Genomic DNA, 15,088 nt, shown 5'->3' on the forward strand with positions numbered 1-15,088 from the left:
CTCGCGGGTGGGCGGCGGGTCGTCCGCGGCCGGGAGCACCAGCTTGCCGCATGCGCGGAGCGCGGAGCGGGGTCTGGCGCGCGCCCGGTCCTCACCCGTACGTGTAGAACCCCTCGCCCGACTCCACGCCGAGCTTGCCCTTCTCGATGTACTCGCTCTTGAGGTGCGCCGCCCACGCCTGCGCGCCCGGGTCGTCGCTCGCCGCGGAGATCGCGTATGCGGTGCGGAGGCCGATGACGTCGAAGAGCTGGAACGGGCCGAGGGGCGCGCCGGTGGCGATGCGCCAGGTGGTGTCGACCGTCTCCGGCTCCGCGACCTCCGTGAGCACGAGGCCCGCGGCCGCCCCGAGCAGGGGCACGAGGAGCGAGTTGAGCACGTAGCCCGGCTGCTCCTTCTTCAGCGGGATCGGGACCATGCCGATCTCCTCCGCGAACGCGACGACCCGGTCGAACACCTCGGGCGACGTGCGCTCCGTTCCCATGATCTCGGCCGTGTTCTGCCGCCACACGTGGTTCGCGAAGTGCAGCGCGAGGAAGCGGTCGGGGCGGCCGGTGGAGTCGGCGATCGCGCTCGGCAGGAGCGTCGACGAGTTGGTGGCGAAGACCGTGCGCTCCGGGGCGGCCTCGGCGATGCGGCGGTAGACGTCCTGCTTGAGGTCGAGGCGCTCGGGGACGGCCTCGATCACGAGGTCGGCGGCGGCGACGGAGGCGGCGAGATCACTCGTGAGCGTGATCCCCGCGGCCGCGGCGGTCGCGGACTCCCGCGTCTCCTCGCCGGACTCGGACACGAACTGCGCGACGATCGCATCGAGCCGTCCGCGCGCGGCCTCGAGCGCGGCGTCGTCCACGTCGTAGCTGGTCACGGTCTTCCCGTGGTTCGCTGCCTGGAACGCGATCTGCGCGCCGAGCACCCCCGCGCCGAGGACGGTGACGTTCGCGAATGCGGGCATGGGTGACTCCTTCGTCGGCGCTTCCCGGCGGCGGGTGGATCCCGGCGCCGGCCCTCTCAGCGAAGCACCGGGCGCAGCGCGGCGGCCGGCCCGTGCGGGGAGCGGACATGCCGGCCGGCCCGATCCGTCTCGCCCCGATCCGACCCGGCCGTCTCCCGAGTCGCATCGGTAGGTTCGACGGGCGGGACCTTCCGCCGAGCGCGAGGATCCCGTATGAGCGACACCCCCCGGCACACGCCGTTCGACCCCCTCGACCCCGCCGACCAGGGCGTCGAGGGCGAGCTCCGCCGCGACCGCTACCTCGGCGCCCGCGACCTCACCCGCTGGGCGACGCCGGTCGGCCGCGCGCTGGTGCGGCTCGTGCAGCGGATCGTGCGGGCGCTCGGGCCGTACGCCGCCCTCGTGATCACCCTGCTGGTGGGCCTCGTGCTCGCGTTCGGCCTCTCCGCGATCGCCGCGCAGGTCTACGACAACGTCACCGACGCCGACGGGGTCGCCGGCCTCGACAAGCCGCTGCTCGCGTTCATGATCAGCATCCGCACGCCGTGGCTGAACGACGCGGCCACCGCGTACACCGACGTCGCGGGCGTCGTGGTCATGCCGATCATCGCGGTGGTGACGATGCTGTTCTTGTGCCTCCGGCGGCGCTCGTGGACGCCGGTCATCCTCGTGCTCGCGGCCGGCGGCGGATCCCTGCTGCTCACGATCGCGGGCAAGGACATCATCGACCGCGCCCGCCCCGCCCTCGCCGACGCGGTGCCGCCCTACGAGACCTCGCCGTCGTTCCCGAGCGGCCACACGCTGAACGCGGTCGCGATCGCCGGGATCCTCGCCTACCTGCTCCTCCTCCGCCAGCACCGCCGCGCGACCCGCGTCCTCTCGATCACGGTGGCTGTGGTCTTCGCCGTCACCATCGGCGCCACCCGCGTGTACCTCGGCCACCACTGGTTCACGGACGTGCTGGCCGCCTTCTTCCTCGGCGGCGCGTGGCTGGCGCTGGTGATCACGGCGCATCGGCTGTATCTGTCGGCGCGGCGGCCGGAGAGCGCAAACTGCTGATAATAGTTTTCCCGAAGTTTGCATAGCCCCAGAAGTGGGCGGTGCTTCGGCGTGCGTTTGGTAGCGTGACATTCAATCGGCTAGTAGCTTGACAGCCATACCTAGGCGTCGTCTTGCCACGACCGCCACCCCCGTGGTTATCAAAAGCACCGAGGAGGCGCGCTTGAAGCTAACTAAGGCCGAAAAAGAGCAACTGACAAAGACGTTAGATTGCACGGCTACGGAACTCAAGCGAGAGCTACAAAAGTTTTCTGCTGCAGCCGAAGAAGAGTACGTGAGGATGATCCTCGGCCAAAGAATATTTACCCGAGGCCAAGATGTTCGAGAATACCGCTTATTCCTGATGATTCGTCACGTGTTCGGCGACAGGCTCCCGACCGAACAAGAGATCAGTAGCCTTTTCCAGACCACCACCACTCAGAGTCGCTCACTTCTTCGGGCGGTGATGTCGAAGTATCAATATGAGCTTCAGTCGTCAATCGAAATGACGCTCCGCGCAGTGCTCGATGATGCCCAGTATGACGACTACTCGGGAAAGCGCACTATTACGATTGATTCGGAAAGCGTGGTAGAGGCTCTAAATCGACGCATCGCCTCGGTCGACGGGACCCTCCCTCAGATTGTTCGCGCGAAGAACACTGTCACGACTTACGAAATAGCGGAAAGCGCATACGATGGGCTTACACAAGAATGATCTTAAATAGCGATCTCTTAAGTGCAGCGGCCCTTGCATTGGCGGCCTTAGCCGTATTTTACGGTCTGTGGGGTCCAGAGTTAGCGAATACTCTGACGCTCGTCAGGGCGCAACACGTAAAGGACAGGGGCAAGGAGATCGCGCGGATCCGTTTGGCTCTGCGATCTCGCGCACTACCCCTTGCCCTCGCGAACTTTGTGGTTGCCGTTATTCTTCTCCCGCCCGTGGCAATGGTTGTCGTTGGCGGCTTCCATAATGTACTGCGGCTGGGGTGGGCTAGTTTTTTAGAATACCGGGCTGATGAGGCGCTGTTCATAGTTGTATGGATACTTATCTGCGGACTTATGGCAATGAGTGCAAAAACGTGTCTTGCGTTGCGCAAGCGCGACAAAGAGTTCCGGTCTCCCTAGCAAAGTTGATCTGACGTTGTCGGTGTTTCAATCATTGCTGTGGTGATGATGCTGGTCCTTGCGGTGCAGTGCGACTGGAGGAGCCGTCACGGTGATTCCCGAGCGCCCAAGCGTTGAACGCTGTTGCGATCACCGGGCTCCTCGCGTAGCTCCTCCTCCCGCACATCTCGACTGTTGTGGACGTGGCCGTACTCTTCGCCGTCACCATCGTGGCTGTAACTGACGACCAGCCGGCCTGCGGTGATTGAGGCGGGGCCCGCTAGGGGATCACGCGGACTAGGCCAGGTAGGCCCGCCATTCGGGCGTGTCCTGGAGGCCGTTCGCGCCGGTCCTGCAGACCGTCAGCCAGCTCGAGGGATCGCCGTCGTCAGCACCCCACCCGAACGCGCGATGGATCTCGACGTCCGTGGGGACCGGACCATGGGTGACTACGAGGACGGTGGCTTTCTCCTGCAGATCGAGGAAGCGGGCACTCAACATCCGGTTGATCGGCTCGTCGCGGAACGAGTAGCCGATGACAATCCAGTGCGTGGCCGAGTCGAGCCCCGCCCCGAACACCTCGTAGGCGAGGTTGTAGGGATACTCCCTCACATGCTGGGCCTTGTCACGGGGGTTCGCCAGCACGACTGTCGGTCGGACGTTCGTGGTGCGCTCGCGGACGGCTCGCCACTGCTCCTCGTCGTCCAGGATCTCCTTCGGGATTTTCGCGTAGATGTTCTCCTGCTTGTTCTCCCAGTACGTGAGGGATCCATGCAGGTGCAGCAGGTTTACGCGCCAGTCGATCGGGAAGTCCGCGGCGGTGCGGCGCAGCGCCTTCACCTCGCGCGTCCTGTTGTCGTCGAAGGCGACGCGCACCGACTTGCGACCGTCCGCGAGGTCGGCGACTTGGCGGTCCTGGCACACGTGCAGCAGCGCGGCGAGCAGCAGTGTGTCGTAGTTCAGGTTCCCGAAGGCGACCTTGCCCGGGAACGCCTTCAGGATCGCGGTGACCAGGGCGTGCAACTCCGCTGCCTTCTCGAATTCCGCGTGAGTCCGTTCGCAGATCACCTCCAGCACGTGCGATACACCGTTGTCGCGCACCTGCCCGGCGAAGGAGGCGACCCGACGGATGGCGTCGCGCAGCTCCTCGTCCATCGGGCTCGTCAGCGTGGCGAGGGTCTCCAGCGTGCCGAGCGTGCGGGACTCCGTGCCGAAGGCACCGACCAGGTGCTCGAAGTCCTCCGCGCTCGTCACCCCGTCGGGGAGGGCGTTCTCGGCGATCTCCTTCATCGCTGCGACGACGTCGTCTCCGTCCGCCGTCTCTATGCGCCTCATGACCTCCTCGGTGATGCTGCGGAGCTCCAGCTCGGGGTTGAAGGCGATGGACAGCCCGTTCCCGACCAGTACCGCGACGTCATCGTGCTGTCCCATTGCGGGTCCCGTCTCTCGGATGCGAGCCGGACGGACGCCGGCGACGCGAGAAGCCTGGGGCGATGCCGACGCGGGTGTCAACGGACACGAGAACGTTGCGCGTCGTCCCGTCGCTGCGCTAGGAGCCCACGCGTGTGCGACGGTGGATCCATGGACGACAAGCGCATGTTCGAGCACGACTCCGCGGCACACCAGCGCCTGACGGGTGAGCCGTCGGCTCGTCAGATCCTCGTGCTGATCGCGGTGACCGCTTTCATGTCCGCGTCCGCCCTCGCCTTCGTCGAGCTCGAGTTCGTCCTGCGGATCGTCCTGATGGCGGTCGTGATGCTGGTGCTCATGCTGATCGGCCGGGTCATCGTCCGCCGCAGCAACCGCCGCCGGAACCGCTAGCCCGCACGCAGTGGCACCGCTCCGTGCGACCCTTGCCGAATGGATCTCGAGGTCGGCCCCGCGCTGACCATCCCCGCGGCCGAGCTGCGGTGGCGGTTCTCCCGGTCGTCCGGGCCCGGCGGGCAGCACGTCAACACGTCCGACAGCCGGGTGCAGCTCACATGGAGCCCGGCCGAGTCGCTGGTGCTCACCGATCAGCAGCGGGCGCGGATCCTCGAGCGGCTCGGCCGGCGGCTGGTCGGCGGCGCGATCACCGTGACGGTCTCCGAGCAGCGGTCGCAGCTGCGGAACCGGGTGGGCGCGCTCGACGCGCTGCGCGAGATCGTGGCGGATGCGCTCGCGCCCGACGCCGCCCCTCGACGGCCGACCCGCCCCACGAAGGGATCGCAGCGCCGCCGCCTCGCGGCCAAGACGCAGCGCTCCGCGACGAAGCAGCAGCGCAAGCGGCCGACCGGCGACTGAGAGGGCAGGCGGCCTTGCGTCAGCGGATCAGGCGAAGGCCCCAACCGCGACGTCAGCCCGGTCCCACCCCAGCGCCTCGCCGATCTCCTTGATCGCCGCGAGCGACCGCAGGTTGAAGTCCACGCCGAGCTGGTTGGGGATCGTGACGAGGAGGGTGTCGGCCGCGGCGATCGCCTGGTCGGCGCCGAGCTCCTCGATGAGGCGCTCCGGGGTGCCGATGTAGGAGCGGCCGAAGCGCCACTTCTCGCCGCCGACCTCGCCCACCTGGTCGCGGCCCTCGATCTGCGAGCGGACGCCGAAGAAGGCTTCCGACTCGTCGTCGACGATCGGGATGATGCTGCGGCTGACGCTCACGCGCGGCTCCCACGCGTGTCCGGCGGCCGCCCAGCCGTCGCGGAACAGCTGGATCTGCTCGGTCTGCAGCACGTCGAGCGGCACGCCGGTGTCCTCCGAGAGGAGCGTCGACGACATGAGGTTCATCCCCTGCTCGGCCGCCCACTGGCCGGTCGCGCGCGTGCCGGCACCCCACCAGATCCGCTCGCGGAGGCCCGGCGACTGCGGCGTGATGGCGACGCCGCCCGCGATCATGCCGCGCTGCGGCGCCGCGGTCGCGAGCTCCTCGCCCTCGAGCGCGCGGAGGAAGAGGCCGGTGTGGCGGCGGGCCATGTCGGCGTCGGTCTCGCCGTCGCGCGGCACGTAGCCGAACGACTCGTAGCCGGCCTCGACCTGCTCGGGCGACCCGCGGCTGATGCCGAGCTGCACCCGGCGGTTGGAGATGAGGTCGGTCATGGCCGCCTCCTCCGCCATGTAGAGGGGGTTCTCGTAGCGCATGTCGACGACGCCGGTGCCGATCTCGATCCGGCTCGTGCGGCTCGCGATCGCGGCCAGCAGCGGGAACGGCGACGCCTGCTGCGGCGCGAAGTGGTGCACGCGGAAGTACGCGCCGTCGATGCCGATCTCCTCGGCCGCGACCGCGAGGTCGATCGACTGGAGCAGCGAGTCCTGGGCGGTGCGCACGCGGGATCCGCGCACGTCCTGCCAGTGGTTGAACGACAGGAAGCCGATCTTCGTGGCCATGGGGCGCTCCTCGGTGCTCGACGGCGACGGATCCGGGTGGATGCGTCTGCATGGAGTCGAACCGCGGCGAGGCGCCCGCCTATTCCCGGCCTCGACTGCGCGACCGCACCGGCCTACGCTCCGACCATGCACCGCATCTTCACTACGCCGTTCGCCGCGGTGTACCCGCTCTACGTGAAGAAGGTCGAGCGCAAGGGTCACACGCGCGCGGAGGTCGACCAGGTGATCACCTGGCTCACCGGCTTCGACGTCGCGGAGCTCCAGCACCATCTGGACGCGGAGACCACCTTCGAGGACTTCTTCGCCGCCGCCCGCCTCAACCCCCTCGCCGACGAGGTGCGCGGCGTGATCTGCGGCGTCCGCATCGAGGAGATCGAGGACCCGCTCATGAAGCGCATCCGGATCCTCGACAAGCTCGTCGACGAGATCGCCCGCGGTCGCCCGATGGCGAAGGTTCTCCGCGGCTGAAGGCGGCGCGTGATCAGTAGTGGTCGCGCGCTTGCAAGACCACGATGTGCGCATCAGTGACCAGGTACACCAGACGATTAGCTTCGTCGATGCGCCGCGACCACGCTCCCGAGAGGATGTGCTTGAGGGGCTCCGGTTTGCCCGGTCCGGCGAACGGGTCGCGCATCACATCGCGGATGAGCGCGTTGATCCGCTTGAGGGTCTTGCGATCCTGGCTCTGCCAGTACGTGTAGTCCTCCCAGCCATCGGCATCGAAGGCGAGCTGGCGATTCACTCCTCGATCAGCTCGTGCGTCTCGAATTCGCCGCGTCGAGCCCGGTCGAGGGATCGCAGCAGCCGCTCGGCGCCCTTGGCGTTGCGCAGCAGGTACGCCGTCTCGGTCATGGCGTCGTAGTCGTCCTTGGAGATCAGGACGGCGTTGCCGTGCTTGGAGACGAACTCGACCGGGGAGTGGTCGTCGTTGACCTGCTGGATGAGGCCGAACAGGTTCCGACGCGCGTCGGATGCGGTGATGGCGGACATGCTGCACTCCTCGATGTGGTACCGGAAAGCGTACCACTCGTGGGCGGGCCCAAGAAGGTGCTGCGCGGCAGCTAGCCGATCCGCTCCGCCTCCGCGAGCACCGCCGCCGGCAGCACCGCGCTCGCGCGCAGCACCTCGACGCCGAGGAGGCGACCGTCGGCGTCGAAGTCGAGGGCGATCTCGCCGCGGGCGCCGGGCGTCAGGATCGAGTGGATCGTCGTGGCCGTCTCGCCGTCGCCGACCGGGCCCGCGAGCGCGATGTACGCGGCATCCGCGACCGCGTCGTACGTGACCCGCATCACGCGCCCGCCCCCATCACCCGACGGAACGCGCCGAGCGTCTCGCGGAGCGCCTCGGCGAGGTCGGCGCGGTCGCCGTCGTCCGACAGCCACCGCCCGATGGAGACCCCGTAGACCGTCGCGGTGGCGTGCGCGACGAGCACGGCGGTGAGCGGATCCACCCCGCGCTCCACGAAGCCCGCGCGCACGGCCTCCAGCATCGCCGCCACCTTGCGCATCTCGCGCTCCTGCAGCCCGGCGTCCGCGACGATGATGCGCTTCCGGGCGAGCATCGCCGCGCGCCCCTTGGCGAACTGCGACGCGACGACCTCCGGGAAGCCGTCCTCGACGACCTGGAGCGGCGATCGGTCGGGCGCCGCCTCGCGGATGATGCGCGTGACGAGCGCCGGCAGCTCGTCCTCCTCGGCGAAGAGCACCTCGCGCTTGTCGGCGAAGTGGCGGAAGAAGGTGCGGGTGGTGAGCCCAGCGCGGGCCGTGATCTCGGGCACGGTCGTCTCCGCGAAGCCTCGCTCGCGGAACAGCTCGAGGGCGGCGGCGGCCAGGCGCTCGCGCGTGTCCGGCTGCCATCTGCTCATGCGTCGATCCTAGTGATGACAGTCCGTGCCATCGCCGTACCGTGCTCGGTGGGCCAGCTCTCGGGTGGCCGGATCCGCCGCCTGTCAGGAGCCGCGACCACCGCTGCGGCCCGGTCGCGCCGAGGGGCGGCCGAGGGGATCGGTGGTCCGCGCAGTGGCCAGTCGCGCCTGCGGGATCCGCAGATCACCATCGCTCGTAGGGCGTCGTGCACCCACCGGCGCGACCGTGACGATGCCGCGCAGGGCGTCACGCAGCGGGGCGAGACGGCCCTCGCGGGCCTCCGCGGAGATGGTGATGTTCTGCAGCGAGGTGAGCTGGGACCAGTCGATGCGTCGGCCCGCGTCACGCGCCACCAGGTCGAAGTAGTGGCGCTGGGTCCGCCCGTTGCCCTCTCGGAAGGGATGCGCCTCGTTGATCTCGGAGAACCTCCGGGCGAGCAGGTCGACGAAGCGCTCGTCGTCCATGCCCGGGCGCAGCATGCCGTCCTCGTGCATGCGCCGGGCGGTCCGGTCCACGGCGGACGCGGCGTGCTCCGGCGCCAGGAACGGCTCGGGGGGAATGCCCTTGGAGATGTTGACCGTCCGGATCTCCCCCGCCCAGGGGTAGACGTCCTGGAAGAGGCGGCGGTGGATGGCCTGGAGGTGATCGATGCCGTACGAGCCGGCGATGGGGCGGACGCGCGCCTCGATCGAGCGTGCTTCCACGTGGTCGTCCTCGAAGGCCCGGAGCTCGGCCTGCGTCTCCAGCGGCACGGCCGAGAGGGTGCGGAGCAGTCCGGTGCTCGGGTCGAGGTATCCGGCCCAGCGGCCCTCGGGGCTGATCGCCGTCTCCCAGGGGCGGTCGTCCGTCGACATGAGGATCAGCGCGGTGTGGTGGTCGGGTGGAGCCGGCGCGCTCCGGCGAGCAGCTCGTCGGCGGTGATGCGGCCGTCGACCCACTGCTCCTGCAGCTCGCGCATGGCGGCCGTCGAGCTGCCGCCCTCCAAGGCGGTCGACGTGCGGGTCTCGTCGACGACCCGTCGGCGCCAGCTCCGCTCCGCCTCGCCGAGCGGGGCGGTCGGTTCCGAGGGGGTGGTCGTCATGGCGCTTCCTTCCGGACGGGAACACGAATCTATCGACCGGTGCCCGCCGGTGGGACGGCATCTCCCGACTCCCTGCATCGAGCCGATGACACGACATGTCATCACTGTGTATGGTGATGACACGCAATGTCATCGGACGGAGCGAACTCTCGATCGGAGACCGCCGTGCCCACCGAATCCGCCGCCTGGCTCGCCTCGTCCGCCGCCGACCTCACCGTCGGCCCCGCACCGCGGACCGAACCCCGCGCGGGCGAGGTCGCGATCCGCGTCCGCGCCGTCGCGATCAACCCGCTCGACACCATGAAGCAGCACATGGGCGACCTCATGTACCGCTGGCTCCCGCACCCCGCGGTGCTCGGCGAGGACGTCGCGGGCGAGGTCGAGGAGGTCGGCCCCGGCGTCACGCGCTTCGCCGTCGGCGACCGGGTCGTCGCGTACGCGGTGGGCATGGAGAAGGGGCGGCGGCACGCGCCCGAGGGCGGGTTCCAGACCCGCGTCATCGTGCGCACCGACCTCGCCGCGCCGATCCCGGCCTCCCTCGACTTCGCCGATGCCGCCGTGCTCCCGCTCGGGATCTCGACCGCCGCGTCCGGCCTGTTCGGCGCCGGCCAGCTCGGCCTGCACATGCACGACGCGAGCGCCCCGCCGACGGGCGAGACCGTGGTGGTGTGGGGCGGATCCACGAGCGTCGGCCTGAACGCGATCCAGCTCGCGGTGGCGGCCGGCTACGACGTCGTGACCACCGCGTCGCCGCGCAACCACGCGCTCGTGACGGGGCTCGGCGCGAGCCGCGCGTTCGACTACCGGAGCCCGACGGTCGTGCGGGACATCACGCGGCACCTGGCCGGCCGACCCGTGGCGGGCGTGCTCGCGATCGGCACCGGATCCGGCGGCCCGGCCGTCGACATCGCCATCGCGACGGGTGCGACGCGGGTCAGCATGGCGAGCCCGCCGGTGTCGTTCGAGACGCTGCCGCGCGGTGGCCGGGTGGGTCTGCCGCTGGTGCGCCTCGGGATCCGCATGGGCACCGCGACCCCGGCCCTGATCCTGCGGGCGCGCGCCCGGGGCATCCGGGCGTCCTTCATCTGGGGCAGCGCCCTCATGCACGACGAGGTCGGCCCGATGCTCTGGGAGCGCTTCCTGCCGGCCGCGCTCGCCGAGGGCCGCTACGTCGCGGCGCCGGCGGCCGAGGTGGTCGGCACCGGGCTCGAGGCGATCCAGCCCGCGATGGACCGCCTCCGCCAGGGCGTCTCGGCGCGGAAGCTCGTGGTCGCGCTCTAGCGACCGCGATCGGTCGGACGACCGGGATCGTGGGCGACCTCCCCGAGGAGATGCGCGGCCGCCGCGCGTTCGCGCGGCCCCCGGTGCTGGGCCAGATCGGCGATCAGCTCCCCGAGCGGCAGGGGGCGCTGGACGGGTCGCTCATGCACGTGCAAGAGGACGTTGGGCCGGTCGGCCGGGACGAGCAGGTACTCATGGACGATGGGATCGAGATCGTCCACCTGCAGGTGCGCCTCGAGTTCTCCCGCGTCCGACATGCCCGAGCGTGGGTCGCTGATCCCGCCGGCGACGACTCGAGGATCTCCACGCAGGTCCTCCAGGTCCTCGTCCGCCACGAGGAAGGGCCGGGCCGCGGGCCGAGCGCTGCGCATCCAGGCTGCCAGTGCCTCCGCCGCGTCCGGGGAATCCCGGAGCCTCGCGAGACGTCCGGTCACACGGCCGGCCTCGCTCGCGGACAATCCGGCACGCCAGGTGTCATCCCCGGAGAGGCGCGCGAGAAGAGCGTGCACCGAGCGCGACGACAGCGGGCGTCCGACCTCGTCATGCCGGGACTCCGCTGTGTCGATGACCCATCTGCCCGCGATCTTGCGCGCAGGCAGCACGCCTGCGGAGGCCGCCGCCTGGACCCTCCGCGCGGAGATGCCCTGCTCCTTCGCGTACTCCGCCGCGCTGATCTCCGCCATGTCGTCTCCCTTATGTGACCAGAATCATACGGTGACGCGAATGATTCTGGTAGGCACCGGGTTCGGCGAAGCTCGTGGTCGCGCTGGGCGAACGGGCGTGATCTGCGCGGCTAGCGTGGGGAGCACCACCTACCGAGGAGCGCCTGCATGAGCCGCATCACCGTCGACCAGCTGGCCGCGCTCGACTCGCCCGTCCTCATCGACGTGCGCGAGCCCGACGAGTACGCCGCGGGCCACGCGCCCGGCGCCGTGAACCTGCCCATGTCGCAGCTCGACGCGCGCGTCGACGAGCTGCCGACCGACGCGCCCGTGCACGTGATCTGCCAGTCCGGCGGGCGCAGCGCGCGGGCCGCCGAGGCGCTCGCCGCCCGCGGAGTCGACGCGATCGACGTCGAGGGCGGCACGAGCGCGTGGATCTCCGCCGGGCATCCCGTCGACCGCGCCTGAGCCGGTCCGCGTCGTCGGCGGCGCTCCGTAGCATCGGGGCATGCCCGCTGCTGCGCACGAAGTCCTGACCGTCCCCGACCGGGCCGCGTGGCGCGCCTGGCTCGATGCGAATGGGGAGGCGTCCGACGGCGTCTGGCTGGTGCTCGCGAAGAAGGGCACGACGGATCCGACCTCGCTCACCTACGCCGAGGCCCTCGACGAGGCGCTGTGCAGCGGGTGGATCGACGGGCAGACCGCGAGCATCGACGAGCGGGTGTTCCGGCGCCGCTTCACCCCCAGGCGGACGGCGTCGCTGTGGTCGGAGCGCAACATCGGCCTGGTCGCGACGCTCACCGCGGAGGGGCGGATGCGTCCGGCCGGGATCCGCGAGGTCGAGCGCGCGCAGGCCGACGGTCGGTGGGAGCGCGCCTACGCGGGCCAGGCGTCGGCGGTCGAGCCCGCTGACCTGCTGGCCGCGCTCGCCGCGTCGCCCGCCGCCGAGGCCGCCTTCGCGACGCTGTCCAAGGTCAACCGCTACGCCGTGATCCACCGGGTGACGACCGCGCCGAACGCGACCGTCCGGGCGAACCGGCTCGCGAAGCTCGTCGCGATGCTCGAGCGCGGGGAGACGCCGCACCCGCAGTGAGCGGGCGGTGGCTCAGGAGGCGGTGGCGAACCAGTCCCGCGCGAGCACCGACATGACGACCTCGTCGTGGAACGCGCCGTCGTGGAAGACGGTCTCGCGGAGCACGCCCTCCTCGACGAAGCCGACCTTCCGGTAGGTCGCGCGGGCGCGGGCGTTGTACGCGAACACGTGCAGCTCGATCCGGTTCAGGCCCATCTCGCGGAAGCCGTAGTCGACGAGCGTGCGGACGGCGTCGGTGCCGTAGCCGGAGCCCGTGTGCTCGGATCCGATCATCACCGTGAGGGTGGCCGCGCGCGTGAGGAGCTTCGCGCCGAAGAGCGTCACATGGCCGACGAGCCGGCCGGAGATCCGGTCGGTGACGCAGAACCCCACCGCGCCGGCCGGCTCGTTGTCGCTCCACTTCCGCCACATCTCCGCGACGTCGCCCTCGGGCCGCGGCCGCACCGTGAGCTGCTGCAGGACCGCCCCCTCCGGATCCCGCCACCAGCGCACCAGGTCGGGCAGGTCGGCCTCCTCGAGCGCGCGCAGCCGGATCCGCTCGCCCTGCAGGATCCCCGCGCCGTACCGCTGCGGGTCGCCCGCGTCCGTCCACGTCATGCGGACATGGTGCCAGAGGCGTCCGCGCGGGGTCAGTGGCCGAGCTCGATGAGCAGCACGCCGCCGATGATGAGGGCGATGCCCGCGAGCATCGTGCGCGTCAGCGGGTCCCGGAAGAGGACGCGCCCGAGGATCGCCGTGAGGGCCACGCCGGTCGCCGCCCAGATGCCGTACGCGACGCCGATCGGCAGGCCGAGCGAGAGCGCGCCCGCGAGCATCGAGAACGCGGTGACGTAGCCGACCGCGACGACCGCGTACCAGCGCTTCCGGCCGTCGGTCGCGAGCTTGAGGGAGATGGTCGCGGCGACCTCGGTGACGATGGCGATCGCGAGCAGGAGCCCGGCCATCAGCGGGCCTCGCCGGTCGGGGCGGCGGGCGCGGCGGATGCGGTGGCCGCGCGAGCCGCGTGCGCGCGCTGCGAGCCGAGCTCGACGAGCAGGACGCCCGCGACGATGAGCACGAGGCCGAGGATCATCGGGCCCGTGAGCGGCTGTCCGAACAGGACCGTCGCGCCGACCGCGGTGAGCGCGACGCCGGACGCGCCCCAGATCCCGTAGGCGACACCGACGGCCATGCCGGCCTTCAGCACGCGGGTGAGGAACCAGAACGCCGTGAGGTAGCCGGCGACCACGAGCGCGTACCAGCCGGGCGTGTCCACGGCGGCCTGCAGGGCGAGGGCGGCGGCCACCTCGGAGAGGATGGCGGCGCCGAGGAGGAGCCACCTCATGGGGTGGGCCTGCGGGGGCGCATGCGGGGCGTCGAGGTCATGGGGAGACCGTATCGCGTGATTCGGCCAGGTGGCCCAATCTCATCTCCCGCGCAGGCGGCTCCCGGCGGATCCGCAGGGCGCGGCCGGCGTCAGACGCCCGGCAGCGTGAGCGTGAGGATCCCGTCGCGCACCGCGACCGTCGTGCCGCGGTGGTCGCGGACGCGGGGGAGGCCGACGGTCGCGTCGCTCTCGTGGTCGCCCACGACGACCACGCGCATGCCCGCGGCGAGGCCCGCGCGGATCCCGGCCTCGGCGTCCTCGTAGACGATCGCGTCCGCGGGATCCACGCCCAGGCGCGACGCCGCGAGCAGGTAACCGTCCGGGTGCGGCTTGCCGGCCGCCACGTCCTCGGCGGTGACGAGCAGGTCGGGCACGCGGACGCCGGCGCCCGTGAGGCGGGCGCGCGCGAGCTCGCGGCCGGCGCTCGTGACGAGGGCGTGGGATCCGGCGGGCAGCGCCGCCACGAGCTCGCGGGCGCCGGGGATCTCGACCGTGGCGGGGCTGCCGTCGAGCTCGAGCCGGTCGAGCTCGGCGAGGAGCGCGGGCACGTCGCTGCCGGCGGGCGCGAACCGGGCGATGCTGTCGGCGGCGCGCACGCCGTGGATCCGCCGCAGGAGGTCGGCCGGGTCGTGGCCGAAGCGCTCGGCGAGCATCGTCCAGATCTCCTCGACGAGCGCGGTCGAGTCGACGAGCGTCCCGTCCATGTCGAGGAGGAGCGCGCGGGCGGTGAGCGTGACGGGGGAGGGCATGCGTCCAGTCTCCCGGACGGGTGGCGGCCGGGCGATGCCGCGTCGGCCACGATGGAGGGGAGGCCGCGATCCGACGCGGGACGGACGGAGGCGACATGGGCGCGGGTGACACGCATGAGGTGGAGAGCGGGAAGGTCCGCACGCTCGCGGGCATCGCGGCCTTCGCCCTGGCGCTGGGGCTGCTGATCGTGGGGCTCGTGCCGGATCTGTCGACCGAGGGCGGCCGGGCCGGGGGCACCCCCGCGTGGTTCGGCGCGGGCCTCTTCGCGGTGCCCGGCCTCGCGGGCCTCGGCTGGGCGGCTGTGCGGGCGATCCGACTCCGGAGGCGATCTCGTGGCTGACGTGCTGGCGGTGGCGCTCAAGATCGTGACCATCGTGTGCCTGATCGGCATGGGGATCTCCGCGTTCCGCACCTTGAACCACACGTCTCGGACGAACGAGCCCGCACCCCTGTCGATGTACCGGACCGGAGCGGTGTTCGGTGCGATCGGGATCGTCGCGGTGATCGCGCAGTTCGTCACCGACTGACCCGACGGGTCG

The 15,088-nt window shown here is 70.7% G+C and carries 24 protein-coding genes; 10 read left to right on the forward strand and 14 right to left on the reverse strand.

Features of this window, described 5'->3' with window-relative positions:
- Positions 1-91 precede the first annotated feature (91 nt).
- Positions 92-949 (reverse strand): 3-hydroxyacyl-CoA dehydrogenase, encoded by an 858-nt coding sequence (locus tag ITJ40_RS00335; protein WP_194664952.1) that lies wholly within the window; start codon positions 947-949, stop codon positions 92-94.
- A gap of 213 nt (positions 950-1,162) precedes the next feature.
- On the opposite strand from ITJ40_RS00335, the gene ITJ40_RS00340 reads away from it, so the two are divergent.
- Together ITJ40_RS00340 and ITJ40_RS00345 are read left to right on the forward strand one after the other, a co-directional pair.
- Complete coding sequence (locus tag ITJ40_RS00340; RefSeq protein WP_194664954.1) at positions 1,163-2,008, forward strand: phosphatase PAP2 family protein; 846 nt, start codon at positions 1,163-1,165, stop codon at positions 2,006-2,008.
- A gap of 133 nt (positions 2,009-2,141) precedes the next feature.
- A complete protein-coding gene (locus ITJ40_RS00345; protein ID WP_194664956.1) occupies positions 2,142-2,702 on the forward strand; it encodes a hypothetical protein in 561 nt (186 codons plus the stop codon).
- A gap of 686 nt (positions 2,703-3,388) precedes the next feature.
- Here ITJ40_RS00345 and ITJ40_RS00350 read toward each other — a convergent pair.
- On the reverse strand, positions 3,389-4,522 hold the full coding sequence (locus ITJ40_RS00350) for an SIR2 family protein (protein ID WP_194664958.1): 1,134 nt from the start codon (positions 4,520-4,522) through the stop codon (positions 3,389-3,391).
- Between the two features lie 150 nt (positions 4,523-4,672).
- Between ITJ40_RS00350 and ITJ40_RS00355 the strand changes: the two genes are divergently transcribed.
- Positions 4,673-4,912: a hypothetical protein gene (locus tag ITJ40_RS00355; protein ID WP_194664959.1), complete on the forward strand. Its 240-nt coding sequence runs from the start codon at positions 4,673-4,675 to the stop codon at positions 4,910-4,912.
- Positions 4,913-4,951: 39 nt separating this feature from the next.
- On the forward strand, positions 4,952-5,374 hold the full coding sequence (arfB, locus tag ITJ40_RS00360; RefSeq protein WP_194664961.1) for an alternative ribosome rescue aminoacyl-tRNA hydrolase ArfB: 423 nt from the start codon (positions 4,952-4,954) through the stop codon (positions 5,372-5,374).
- Between the two features lie 27 nt (positions 5,375-5,401).
- Here arfB and ITJ40_RS00365 read toward each other — a convergent pair whose 3' ends face one another.
- Positions 5,402-6,451, reverse strand: coding sequence for an LLM class flavin-dependent oxidoreductase (locus tag ITJ40_RS00365; protein ID WP_194664963.1), 1,050 nt, complete (start codon positions 6,449-6,451; stop codon positions 5,402-5,404).
- 126 nt (positions 6,452-6,577) lie between these two features.
- Between ITJ40_RS00365 and ITJ40_RS00370 the strand changes: the two genes are divergently transcribed.
- Positions 6,578-6,919 carry a DUF2200 domain-containing protein gene (locus ITJ40_RS00370; RefSeq protein ID WP_194664965.1) on the forward strand — a complete coding sequence of 114 codons (342 nt, stop codon included), beginning with the start codon at positions 6,578-6,580 and terminating at the stop codon, positions 6,917-6,919.
- Between the two features lie 13 nt (positions 6,920-6,932).
- Here the strand turns inward: ITJ40_RS00370 and ITJ40_RS00375 are convergent, their stop codons facing one another.
- From ITJ40_RS00375 to ITJ40_RS00400, 6 genes are all read right to left on the reverse strand, one after another.
- Positions 6,933-7,193, reverse strand: coding sequence for a Txe/YoeB family addiction module toxin (locus ITJ40_RS00375; protein WP_194664967.1), 261 nt, complete (start codon positions 7,191-7,193; stop codon positions 6,933-6,935).
- Positions 7,190-7,441: a type II toxin-antitoxin system Phd/YefM family antitoxin gene (locus ITJ40_RS00380; protein WP_194664969.1), complete on the reverse strand. Its 252-nt coding sequence runs from the start codon at positions 7,439-7,441 to the stop codon at positions 7,190-7,192. The genes ITJ40_RS00375 and ITJ40_RS00380 overlap by 4 nt, the downstream gene beginning before the upstream one ends.
- A 71-nt stretch (positions 7,442-7,512) precedes the next feature.
- A complete protein-coding gene (locus ITJ40_RS00385; protein ID WP_194666891.1) occupies positions 7,513-7,740 on the reverse strand; it encodes a DUF2283 domain-containing protein in 228 nt (75 codons plus the stop codon).
- Complete coding sequence (locus tag ITJ40_RS00390; protein ID WP_194664971.1) at positions 7,740-8,315, reverse strand: TetR family transcriptional regulator; 576 nt, start codon at positions 8,313-8,315, stop codon at positions 7,740-7,742. The genes ITJ40_RS00385 and ITJ40_RS00390 overlap by 1 nt, the downstream gene beginning before the upstream one ends.
- A gap of 84 nt (positions 8,316-8,399) precedes the next feature.
- On the reverse strand, positions 8,400-9,170 hold the full coding sequence (locus ITJ40_RS00395) for a Fic family protein (RefSeq protein ID WP_194664973.1): 771 nt from the start codon (positions 9,168-9,170) through the stop codon (positions 8,400-8,402).
- Positions 9,171-9,175: 5 nt separating this feature from the next.
- Positions 9,176-9,397 carry an antitoxin VbhA family protein gene (locus ITJ40_RS00400; protein ID WP_194664975.1) on the reverse strand — a complete coding sequence of 74 codons (222 nt, stop codon included), beginning with the start codon at positions 9,395-9,397 and terminating at the stop codon, positions 9,176-9,178.
- Between the two features lie 165 nt (positions 9,398-9,562).
- On the opposite strand from ITJ40_RS00400, the gene ITJ40_RS00405 reads away from it, so the two are divergent.
- A complete protein-coding gene (locus ITJ40_RS00405) occupies positions 9,563-10,678 on the forward strand; it encodes a zinc-binding alcohol dehydrogenase family protein (protein WP_194664977.1) in 1,116 nt (371 codons plus the stop codon).
- Here the strand turns inward: ITJ40_RS00405 and ITJ40_RS00410 are convergent.
- Positions 10,675-11,361, reverse strand: coding sequence for a hypothetical protein (locus tag ITJ40_RS00410; protein ID WP_194664979.1), 687 nt, complete (start codon positions 11,359-11,361; stop codon positions 10,675-10,677). The genes ITJ40_RS00405 and ITJ40_RS00410 overlap by 4 nt on opposite strands.
- 147 nt (positions 11,362-11,508) lie before the next feature.
- Between ITJ40_RS00410 and ITJ40_RS00415 the strand changes: the two genes are divergently transcribed.
- A complete protein-coding gene (locus ITJ40_RS00415) occupies positions 11,509-11,808 on the forward strand; it encodes a rhodanese-like domain-containing protein (RefSeq protein WP_194664981.1) in 300 nt (99 codons plus the stop codon).
- A 40-nt stretch (positions 11,809-11,848) separates the two neighbouring features.
- Complete coding sequence (locus ITJ40_RS00420; RefSeq protein ID WP_194664983.1) at positions 11,849-12,433, forward strand: YdeI family protein; 585 nt, start codon at positions 11,849-11,851, stop codon at positions 12,431-12,433.
- A 12-nt stretch (positions 12,434-12,445) separates the two neighbouring features.
- On the opposite strand, the gene ITJ40_RS00425 is transcribed toward ITJ40_RS00420, so the two are convergent.
- The 4 genes from ITJ40_RS00425 to ITJ40_RS00440 form a co-directional block, all read right to left on the reverse strand.
- Positions 12,446-13,030 (reverse strand): GNAT family N-acetyltransferase, encoded by a 585-nt coding sequence (locus ITJ40_RS00425; RefSeq protein WP_194664985.1) that lies wholly within the window; start codon positions 13,028-13,030, stop codon positions 12,446-12,448.
- Positions 13,031-13,062: 32 nt separating this feature from the next.
- On the reverse strand, positions 13,063-13,377 hold the full coding sequence (locus ITJ40_RS00430; RefSeq protein WP_194664987.1) for a multidrug efflux SMR transporter: 315 nt from the start codon (positions 13,375-13,377) through the stop codon (positions 13,063-13,065).
- Positions 13,377-13,757: a multidrug efflux SMR transporter gene (locus ITJ40_RS00435; protein ID WP_194664989.1), complete on the reverse strand. Its 381-nt coding sequence runs from the start codon at positions 13,755-13,757 to the stop codon at positions 13,377-13,379. The genes ITJ40_RS00430 and ITJ40_RS00435 overlap by 1 nt, the downstream gene beginning before the upstream one ends.
- A 131-nt stretch (positions 13,758-13,888) precedes the next feature.
- Positions 13,889-14,548, reverse strand: coding sequence for an HAD-IA family hydrolase (locus tag ITJ40_RS00440; RefSeq protein ID WP_194664991.1), 660 nt, complete (start codon positions 14,546-14,548; stop codon positions 13,889-13,891).
- Between the two features lie 95 nt (positions 14,549-14,643).
- Here ITJ40_RS00440 and ITJ40_RS00445 point away from each other — a divergent pair, with 95 nt between their 5' ends.
- On the forward strand, positions 14,644-14,889 hold the full coding sequence (locus ITJ40_RS00445) for a hypothetical protein (protein ID WP_194664993.1): 246 nt from the start codon (positions 14,644-14,646) through the stop codon (positions 14,887-14,889).
- Positions 14,882-15,076, forward strand: a complete 195-nt coding sequence (locus tag ITJ40_RS00450; RefSeq protein WP_194664995.1) for a hypothetical protein — start codon at positions 14,882-14,884, stop codon at positions 15,074-15,076. Before ITJ40_RS00445 ends, ITJ40_RS00450 begins: the two co-directional genes overlap by 8 nt.
- Positions 15,077-15,088: the final 12 nt, after the last annotated feature.

Origin of the sequence: Clavibacter sp. VKM Ac-2872 (assembly GCF_015351105.1) — a bacterium.
Lineage (GTDB): Bacteria > Actinomycetota > Actinomycetes > Actinomycetales > Microbacteriaceae > Clavibacter.

What these genes read in the sequence shown, in the direction of transcription:
- ITJ40_RS00335 (WP_194664952.1), bottom strand. Translation starts at nt 949, where the DNA reads ATGCCCGCATTCGCGAACGTCACCGTCCTCGGCGCGGGGGTGCTCGGC.
- ITJ40_RS00340 (WP_194664954.1), top strand. Translation starts at nt 1,163, where the DNA reads ATGAGCGACACCCCCCGGCACACGCCGTTCGACCCCCTCGACCCCGCC.
- ITJ40_RS00350 (WP_194664958.1), bottom strand. Translation starts at nt 4,522, where the DNA reads ATGGGACAGCACGATGACGTCGCGGTACTGGTCGGGAACGGGCTGTCC.
- ITJ40_RS00355 (WP_194664959.1), top strand. Translation starts at nt 4,673, where the DNA reads ATGGACGACAAGCGCATGTTCGAGCACGACTCCGCGGCACACCAGCGC.
- arfB (WP_194664961.1), top strand. Translation starts at nt 4,952, where the DNA reads ATGGATCTCGAGGTCGGCCCCGCGCTGACCATCCCCGCGGCCGAGCTG.
- ITJ40_RS00365 (WP_194664963.1), bottom strand. Translation starts at nt 6,451, where the DNA reads ATGGCCACGAAGATCGGCTTCCTGTCGTTCAACCACTGGCAGGACGTG.
- ITJ40_RS00370 (WP_194664965.1), top strand. Translation starts at nt 6,578, where the DNA reads ATGCACCGCATCTTCACTACGCCGTTCGCCGCGGTGTACCCGCTCTAC.
- ITJ40_RS00380 (WP_194664969.1), bottom strand. Translation starts at nt 7,441, where the DNA reads ATGTCCGCCATCACCGCATCCGACGCGCGTCGGAACCTGTTCGGCCTC.
- ITJ40_RS00385 (WP_194666891.1), bottom strand. Translation starts at nt 7,740, where the DNA reads ATGCGGGTCACGTACGACGCGGTCGCGGATGCCGCGTACATCGCGCTC.
- ITJ40_RS00390 (WP_194664971.1), bottom strand. Translation starts at nt 8,315, where the DNA reads ATGAGCAGATGGCAGCCGGACACGCGCGAGCGCCTGGCCGCCGCCGCC.
- ITJ40_RS00395 (WP_194664973.1), bottom strand. Translation starts at nt 9,170, where the DNA reads ATGTCGACGGACGACCGCCCCTGGGAGACGGCGATCAGCCCCGAGGGC.
- ITJ40_RS00400 (WP_194664975.1), bottom strand. Translation starts at nt 9,397, where the DNA reads ATGACGACCACCCCCTCGGAACCGACCGCCCCGCTCGGCGAGGCGGAG.
- ITJ40_RS00410 (WP_194664979.1), bottom strand. Translation starts at nt 11,361, where the DNA reads ATGGCGGAGATCAGCGCGGCGGAGTACGCGAAGGAGCAGGGCATCTCC.
- ITJ40_RS00415 (WP_194664981.1), top strand. Translation starts at nt 11,509, where the DNA reads ATGAGCCGCATCACCGTCGACCAGCTGGCCGCGCTCGACTCGCCCGTC.
- ITJ40_RS00420 (WP_194664983.1), top strand. Translation starts at nt 11,849, where the DNA reads ATGCCCGCTGCTGCGCACGAAGTCCTGACCGTCCCCGACCGGGCCGCG.
- ITJ40_RS00425 (WP_194664985.1), bottom strand. Translation starts at nt 13,030, where the DNA reads ATGACGTGGACGGACGCGGGCGACCCGCAGCGGTACGGCGCGGGGATC.
- ITJ40_RS00430 (WP_194664987.1), bottom strand. Translation starts at nt 13,377, where the DNA reads ATGGCCGGGCTCCTGCTCGCGATCGCCATCGTCACCGAGGTCGCCGCG.
- ITJ40_RS00435 (WP_194664989.1), bottom strand. Translation starts at nt 13,757, where the DNA reads ATGAGGTGGCTCCTCCTCGGCGCCGCCATCCTCTCCGAGGTGGCCGCC.
- ITJ40_RS00440 (WP_194664991.1), bottom strand. Translation starts at nt 14,548, where the DNA reads ATGCCCTCCCCCGTCACGCTCACCGCCCGCGCGCTCCTCCTCGACATG.
- ITJ40_RS00445 (WP_194664993.1), top strand. Translation starts at nt 14,644, where the DNA reads ATGGGCGCGGGTGACACGCATGAGGTGGAGAGCGGGAAGGTCCGCACG.